The organism is Streptomyces niphimycinicus (assembly GCF_018883605.1).
Lineage (GTDB): Bacteria > Actinomycetota > Actinomycetes > Streptomycetales > Streptomycetaceae > Streptomyces > Streptomyces niphimycinicus.
Map to the genome: position 1 here is coordinate 1 of NZ_JAHLEM010000837.1, position 7,901 is coordinate 7,901.

At 72.3% G+C, this 7,901-nt stretch carries 7 protein-coding genes; all 7 read right to left on the reverse strand.

The features are described from left to right. Positions 1–73: 73 nt before the first annotated feature. Positions 74–1,336, reverse strand: coding sequence for a cytochrome d ubiquinol oxidase subunit II (locus tag KN815_RS43805; protein WP_216347323.1), 1,263 nt, complete (start codon positions 1,334–1,336; stop codon positions 74–76). After that, positions 1,329–2,690, reverse strand: coding sequence for a cytochrome ubiquinol oxidase subunit I (locus KN815_RS43810; RefSeq protein ID WP_216347324.1), 1,362 nt, complete (start codon positions 2,688–2,690; stop codon positions 1,329–1,331). The genes KN815_RS43805 and KN815_RS43810 overlap by 8 nt, the downstream gene beginning before the upstream one ends. A gap of 19 nt (positions 2,691–2,709) precedes the next feature. Next, entirely contained in the window at positions 2,710–3,624 is a 915-nt protein-coding gene (locus KN815_RS43815) for a VOC family protein (protein ID WP_216347325.1), read from the reverse strand. A gap of 109 nt (positions 3,625–3,733) precedes the next feature. Further along, complete coding sequence (locus KN815_RS43820) at positions 3,734–4,702, reverse strand: helix-turn-helix domain-containing protein (RefSeq protein WP_216347326.1); 969 nt, start codon at positions 4,700–4,702, stop codon at positions 3,734–3,736. Beyond that, a complete protein-coding gene (locus tag KN815_RS43825) occupies positions 4,696–5,724 on the reverse strand; it encodes an AraC-like ligand-binding domain-containing protein (RefSeq protein ID WP_216347327.1) in 1,029 nt (342 codons plus the stop codon). The genes KN815_RS43820 and KN815_RS43825 overlap by 7 nt, the downstream gene beginning before the upstream one ends. A gap of 73 nt (positions 5,725–5,797) precedes the next feature. Continuing rightward, positions 5,798–6,763 (reverse strand): alpha/beta hydrolase, encoded by a 966-nt coding sequence (locus tag KN815_RS43830; protein ID WP_216347328.1) that lies wholly within the window; start codon positions 6,761–6,763, stop codon positions 5,798–5,800. A 30-nt stretch (positions 6,764–6,793) separates the two neighbouring features. Beyond that, on the reverse strand, positions 6,794–7,901 hold a 1,108-nt coding region (locus tag KN815_RS51735; RefSeq protein WP_216347329.1), incomplete at its 5' end, for a LuxR family transcriptional regulator.

Here is a 7,901-nt window from a genome sequence, read left to right on the forward strand (position 1 = left end):
AGCCGGCGCGTCGAGGCCCGCTCGTCCGCGCCGTCGCCGTCGGCGAGCTCCGCCACCAGGGCCGCGGTGTCGGTCACGGGCGCTCACCGCCGGGCAGGTCGTACTCCCCGAGCCGCCGCGCCCGGCGGTCCCCGAGGATCCAGGCGACCAGCGCGGTGCCGGACAGCAGGGCGATGCCGAGGGGGTCCACCCAGGCCGACTCACCGCCGAAGATGTCCTGGGAGACGGCCGCCAGCAGGATGCCGAGCAGGGTCAGCAGCGTCCGGCGCACGATGACGACGATCCGGGATTCCGGTGGTGGCACGAACGGGCCGGCCGATCCGTCGTCCGGTGCCGTCGTGGTCGGCGACTGCCGCTCGGCCTCCCGGAACTTCCCCCGGAAGACCCACCAGGCATAGATGTTGTAGGCCAGCACGAACGGCATGCACAGCCCGACCCCGACCACCAGGAACACCTGCGAACCCTGCGGGCTGGACGCCTCGTGCAGGGTCAGGGACGGCGGTACGACAACCGGTACCGTCGCCGCCACCAGCGCCAGCAGCCCCGCGGCCTCCGCGCCCAGCACCGCCGCGAATGGCCGCCAGTCCGGCCGCCGCCCGAAGCCGTACCAGGCCACCGCGGAGCAGACCAGGGCGGCGGCCACGGCGAGGCCGAAGAGCGTGGCACGCAGGGGCTGTTCGAAGGGGAAGTGCTGCGGGTCGGCGACCTCCAGGCCGAAGCCGAGGATCAGCGCGGCCACGAGGGTCGCGCCGAGCAGCGGACGGCCGAGCCGGCCCGCCCACTCGTGGGCCGTGCCCTCCGTCTTGTCCTGGAGCCAGGCGGCACCGGCCAGCAGGTACACGCACACGAGGCCGAGCGCGCACAGCACGCTGTAGGGGGTGAGCCAGGCGAGGGCGTCCCCCGTGAAGTGACCATCCCGCTGCGGGAGTCCGGACAGGACCGCGCCGATCACCAGGCCCTGGCAGAGCGTCACGGCGAGGGAGGCCAGCCCGAAGAGCAGCCCCCAGCCGCGACGGTAGGTGCCGGAGGCACTCTGGAACTCCAGGCCCATGCCGCGCAGGATGACCGCGAAGAGCATGGCGATCAGCGGTGGGTACACCCCGGGCAGGACGGTCGCGTACGCCCCGGGGAGTCCGGCCCACAGGGCCACGCCGCCCAGGATGATCCAGCTCTCGTTGGCGTCCCAGGCGGTGGCGATGAGCTCGTTGTACTCGCGGCGGCGCCGCTCACTGCGGTCGAAGAGGCTCAGTATGCCGACGCCGAGGTCGTAGCCGTCCAGGACGACATAGGCCCCGAACGAGAGCAGGACCAGTGCGTAGGTCAGGTACTCAGACAACGGAGCCCTCCGGCTGCGCGGTTCGAAGGTCCGTGACCGGTTCCGGGCCGGCCTTGACGGTACGGATGATGTAGCGGATCCAGAGGGTGAGCAGGGTCGCGTACAGCAGCGCGAACCCGGTCAGGCTGAGGGCCGCCTCGGTGAGGGTGAGGTGGGAGACGGCGTCGGCGGTGCGCAGCTTGCCGTAGACCACCCAGGGCTGGCGGCCGCTCTCGGCGGTGATCCAGCCGCCGGTGATGGCGATGACCCCGGCGGGGGTCATCCACACCAGCCAGCGCAGGAACCGCGGAGAGGTGAACAGGCGGCCGCGCAGGCGCAGGACGAGCCCGGCGAAGGCGGCGGCGAACATGGCGAGGGCGGTGAAGTACATGGCCCGGAAGCCGTAGAAGGCGCTCCACATGTTGGGGCGTTCGTCCGGCGGGGTCTGTAGCAGGCCCGGGACCTTGGCCTCGCCGGTCAGGTCGTGGCCGATGGCGGCGCCGAGGTACGGTATCCCGACGCGGAAGTCATTCTTCCCCTGGTCCGTGTCGGGGATGACGACGAGGTTGTAGTCGTTGTTGTCCGTCGTCCAATTGCCCTCGAATGCCTGGAGCTTGGCGGGCTGGCGCCCGCCCATGAAGACGGCGGTGGCGTCTCCGACGTAGAGCTGGACGGGCATCAGGATCGCGAGCACGCCCAGGGCCATGGACAGGGTGCGCCGGGCGAACGGCAGGGCGGACGCGCGGCGTTTGACCAGATACCAGGCGCTGATGCCGCCGACGAACCAGGACGCGCTGATCAGTACGGCGAGCAGCATGTGCGGGAAGCGGTGGCTGAAGGCCGGGTTGAGGAGCACCTGCCACCAGTCGGTCACGTGGAACTGGCCGTCGACCTCCCGGTATCCGGCCGGGTCCTGCATCCAGCTATTGGCGGACAGGATCCAGGTGGTGGAGAGCAGGGTGCCCGCGGCCACCATCCAGGAGGCCAGGGCCATGGTGCGGGGCTTCACCCGGCCGTCGCCGTACAGCATGATCCCGATGAAACCGGCCTCCAGGAAGAAGGCGGTGATCACCTCCATGCCGATGGTGACGCCGATGACCGGGCCGACGGCGTGCGCGTAGATGCCCCAGTTGAGGCCGAACTCGAAGGTCATCACGGTGCCGGCGACCACGCCGAGGCCGAAGCCGACGGCGAAGATCTTCTTCCAGAAGCGGAAGATTTGCAGGTAGAGCGGGTTGCCGGTGCGGACGTACACGGTGTAGGCGACCGCGAGCAGCAGGGACAGGCCGACGGTGAGCGCCGGGAAGGTCATGTGGAAGATCGCCGTGATCGCGAACTGCCAGCGCGACAGTTCCACGACGGAGGACGAGGCCATGGAGGGCTCCAGGAGGTGATCAGAGATCGCTGCCCTGGTGCAGTTCGGCGACGTAACCGCCGGGGAACCGCACCATCGCGTTGCTACGGCCCTTGCCGTCGTACGGGCCCCACAGCACCTGTGCACCCGCCGCCTCGGCCTTGCGCAGGGTCGCCGTGAGGTCCTTGACCGCGTAGCCGGTGGCCTCCCGCCCGAACGGGTAGGGCAGGTGGCCGTCGGTGACGCTGACGACCGTGTTGCCGAACGGGGAGCGGAGGGCGATACGGCGGTAGGTCCGCCCGGGCAGACCGATGTCACCGCCGTCCGCCGCGCGGTCGTCGCAGACAGTCCGGCCGCCGGTGAACCGCAGGTAGGAGCGGAGGAAGGCGGTCGCCGAGTCCGGCGTCAGATAGACGCGGTTGTCGGGCACGGTCTCCAGGGGCGCGTACGACGGGGCCTTGGTGTGCCAGTAGAGCTGGACGTTGACGCCACCCGGGAACTGGACGACCGCGTCCCGCCCGATCGGGTCGTCGAACGGCGCCACGACGGTGTTCGCGCCGCTCTGCCTGGCCAGCCGGACACCCCGGTCGAAGTCGCTCATGAGCCAGCCCGTCCGTTCGGCGCCGAACGGATAGGGGACGGGCGTTCGGAAGTCGAAGACGGACAGGGTGCCGACGGGTGAGAGCACCAGTTCCGACTCGGCCTCGCTGGGCGTCGGAGTGACGTTCGTGACGACCTTCGTGGTGTGGGTCCCGCCGAAGGTCGCCAGCCAACTGTCGACGAAGGCGTCCTCCTTGCCGTGGGTGACATAGACGTGCGTGGTGTCGTACTGGGGGCCGACCGCCGTGGTCGGGGCCCGGCCGGTGCTCCGGGCCGAGGAGGGGGCACCGGAGCCCACCACGCTCAGCGCCACCAGCACCGCGGGCAGCGTCCATGCCATCGCCTTGTGCTTCATGTCGTCCCTTTCTGCCGAAACCCGGTGATCCGCACGGTAGGCGGGGAGGGCGGGGACAATCGTTCCGAGAGCGCCCGGGATGCGGTCCGACAAGGAACAGCCGGCGGTGTCAGTCCGCCCGGACCGCGCCCGCCGCCCTGCGCCACTGCGCCGGCGACATCCCGTACGTCTCGCGGAAGGCCCGGCTGAAGTGAGAGGGGCTGGTGAAGCCCCAGCGGGCGGCCACCGCGGCGATCGACCGGTGGGCGGCGCCGGGCCGGGCGAGCTCCTCGCGGGCCGCCTCCAGCCGGCGTGTGCGCACCCAGGCGCCCACGGTGGTGCCCTGGCGCTGGAAGAGCCGGTGCAGATAGCGCAGCGAAATGGCGTGCTGGTCGGCGATGTCCTGCGGGGCGAGTCCGGATTCGCCGAGCCGGGTCCGGACGGACGCGGTGATCCGCTCCCACAGGGCCGATTCGGGCTGTCCGCCGGCCTGTTCCAGGGCCACGGTGGACAGGATCCCCACGATGGTACGGGCGAGTTGTTCGCGCCGGGTCGGGGTGGCCCGGATGACCTCGTCGACGAGCCCGTCGAGCAGCGGCAGCAACAGGCCCGCCGCTCCCCCGCCGGCGTCGTCCACCACGGTGGCCGTGAGGGCGCGCAGTTGCCATTCCTCCAGGCGCAGCAGGGCGCGGGGCACCATGAGGATCCGCGCCCGCTGCCGCTCGGGGAGCACGATCCGGAACGGGCGCCGGGCGTCGTGGAAGGCCAGGCCGCCGGGGTGGAGTTGGGCGGTGCGGCCATCCTGGAGCAGCAGTGCGGTGCCCTCCACCTGCCGGCGGACCAGGATGTGGGTCCGCGGGTCGGCGGCCACCGAGCGGGCGCCGCGCAGAATCGTTCCGGGGCCGAACTCCTCGGTGGCGATCTGGAGGGCACCGAGTCGTTCGGCGGCCAGTTCGCCGGTCCACGGGCGGTCGTGCTCCACGGTGACCTCGATGTCCACGAAGGTCCGCGAGAGGGCGCGCTGCCAGGCGTCGAGGCGGTCGCCGGGGGCCGGCTCCCGGGTGGCGCAGGACACCCCTGGCGGGTGGCCGGTCAGCATGGCACCCTTCCCTCCCGCACGCGCCCCAGCCAGTCCGTCGGTGACAGCCCGAAGGAGTTGCGGAATGCCTTGCCGAACGCGGCCGGACTGGCGAACCCCCAGCGCCGGGCGACCTGGCCCAGGCTGACGGAACCCGGCGGCTGCGCGGCGAGCTCCTTGCGGCACTCCCGCAGGCGCTGCTCACGGATCCACTGGCACACGGTGCTGCCCTCGGCCTCGAACAGCCGGTGCAGATAGCGGACCGAGATTCCGTGCACCCCGGCGATGACGGAGGGGGCCAGTCCGGGGTCCGACAGGTGCCAGCGGATGTACGTCTTGATGCGCAGCAGCAGGACGCCGTCGGCACCCGGCAGTTCGGCGGGGTCCGCCCCCAACTGGTCCGCCGCCGTCGCCGCCACCAGGCCGATGACGCTCTCGGCCAGGCGCTCGGCCGTCGGTGTCGGGTACGACTCGGAGGTGTCCGCCAGCCGCTCCAGCAGCGGCGCGAGCAGGGCGGGGAGTCCGCCGCTCGGGCGCACCGACCGCGCGGTGAGCTCCCGCAGGCCGGCCTCCGGGAGCTCCAGCAGCGGACGCGGGACCGCGAAGATCTTCAGCCGGAAGCGTTCCGGGAAGGTGCTGCGGAAGGGGCGGATGGTCTCGAAGAACCCGATGTCACCGGTCCGCAGCTCGGTGGTGCGGCCGTCCTGTTCGACCTGGGCGCGGCCGGTGCTCTGGACGGCCACGAACACCTCGCGCCCGTCGCCGCGAGCGATGAAGCGCGGCGCCCGGTGGACCTGGCCAGGGTCGGCTTCCACCGTGGTGATCCGCAGGTCCCCGAGGCGGTCGGTGCGCAGGGTCGCGTCGTAGGTACGGCCTTCGGTGGCGATGTCCATCCCCACCAGGGTGTCCAGCACGGCGTCGTGCCAGTAGTCCAGGCTCTCGCTCGGCGGAACCGAGCGGGTGGTCAGCACAATGGTTCGCTCACTCGCCGCTACGGTCGAACGCCGGCGTCTCTCCTCGTAGGAGTCGATCGCGGTTGACATGCCGTCAGCCTGTCGTGGCGGCGCCGGTAGGCGCATCAGTCGGCCGACTGGTCCTCGGTCGTTCCGGTTCTCATCACCTCAAACGGGCACGCAAAAAGGCGCATCCGGCCGGAATCGCCGCCCGAGTGGGCACGCTGTCGGCCAGGGCGTGCAGCGCCACGAAGTCGTGGATCGTCCCGAGGAACCGCAGGGACAGCGCCTCGACCCCGGCCTCGGACAGCCGGCGCGCGTAACTCTCGCCCTCGTCGCGGGCCACGTCGGCCTCGGCGGTGACGACCAGGGCCGGCGGCAGCCCCGCCAGCTCCTCCGGGCGGGCCCGCAGCGGTGCCGCGGTGGGTTCGGTCCGCCGGGCCGGATCGGCGACGTACCGCGCCCAATAGGCGCGCAGTGCCCGCCGCGTAAGGAGGTAGCCGGTGGCGAACTGCCGTTGCGAGGGGCTGTCGCAGCGGGCGTCGGTGAGCGGGTAGTAGAGCAACTGGGCGCCGATCCGCGGCCCGTGCCGGTTCTTCGCCAGCATGGTCACGGCGGCCGCCAGCGTGGCCCCGGCGCAGTCCCCCGCCACCGCCAGCCGGCCCGGGTCCAGCGCGAGTTCGTCGGCGTGGGAGACCGCCCAGGTCAGCAGGGCGTAGCACTCCTCCAGGGCCACCGGGTAGCGGGCCTCGGGGGCGCGGCGGTACTCGGGGACCACGGCGCACACACCCGCCCCGATGACGAGTTCGCTGATGAGACGGGCGTGGGTCTGTGCGTCGCCGAGCGCCCACCGGCCGCCGTGCAGATACAGGAGGGCCGGGAGGATGCCGGGCGCCCCGGCCGGGCGGACGGTCCAGAAGCCGAGCAGCCGCGACGGGCCGACCGGTGCCACGCGGAAGACCGCGTCCACGTCGAAGTCCTCGAACCGGTCGGCCTGGGTCTCCCGCAGCGCCTGCCGCCCCGCGTCCGGGCCGAGGTCGTCGAGGGAGGGCGGCGCGGCCGAGGCGGTGATCAGGCGCTGCACCACGCGGTCGAGGACCACGGCCCTACCCGGTTGTCCGGGCCTCATGGGCTCTCCTCCGACCGGTCCGCCGCCCCCTCACCGGCCCTGTACCAGGTCACGGAGCTGATGGCGGCTGCTGATGCCGAGCTTGGGATACACGTTGTACAGATGCGAGCCTACGGTGCGCGGCGAGAGGAAGAGCCGCTCACCGATCTCGCGGTTCGACAGTCCGCGTGCGGCGAGCTTGACGATCTGCCGCTGCTGTGCCGTCAGCCGCTCCAGTGGACCCCCGTCCTCGGGCGCGGGCGCGGCGCCACTGGCGCGCAGCTCGATGTGGGCGGCGGCCGCGAGGGCGCCGGCGCCGAGGCGTTCGGCGGCCTCCAGGACCGTGGTGAGCTGTTGGCGCGCCTCCAGGGTCCGGCGGCAACGGCGCAGCCAGATGGCGTAGTTGAGGCGGACGTGACCGCACTCCCACGGCCACCGGTTCGCCCCGTGGTTGACGAGCGCGAGCTGGAAGCGCTCCTCGGCCTCGTCGTCCGGGCCGACCATGGCGGTGGCATGGTGCAGGAGCAGCGTCATCCTGGTGCTCGGGCGCTCCCCCTGTTCCGCACGGACCCGCTCCAGGATCGGCAGGGCCTCGGCGGACCGTCCGGTCCGCTGGGCGGTGACCGCGAGTTCGGCGATGCTCCGCGCGGACAGGTAGGGGTGCAGGGGCGCTCCGTCGGCGGCGAACAGTTGGCGCAATTGCCGCCAGGCGCCTTCCATGTCTCCTTGTCCGAGGGCGGCGAGTCCGCGGGCACGCAGCAGACGGGCGTGGGTGGCCCGGTTCTCGTCCAGGCAGACGGCGCGCCAGACGGCAGGGGTGAGCCGGGGTGCCGCCGGAAGGGTTCCGCGCAGCGCCCGCACGGTCAGGGCCTGAGCCTCCAGATCGGCCTGGACGCGGGGCAGGCGCAACACCGCGGCCTCGGTCATGGCGTCCTGGATCACGGTCTCGGCCTCCGGGAACCGCCCGATGGCCACGAGGGTGTCCACGAGGACGAGGACCGACCAGCCGCGCAGACCGAAGGCGCGGGCGGTCCGCAGCCGGTCGTCGGCCGTACGCGACTGCCCCAGGTCCACGTCCGCCTCGTCCGCGTGGTAGGCCACCGCGGCGAGGACCGCCCGAGCGGCCGGCGCGTCCGCTCCGACGGGCGGGGCGCCGTGC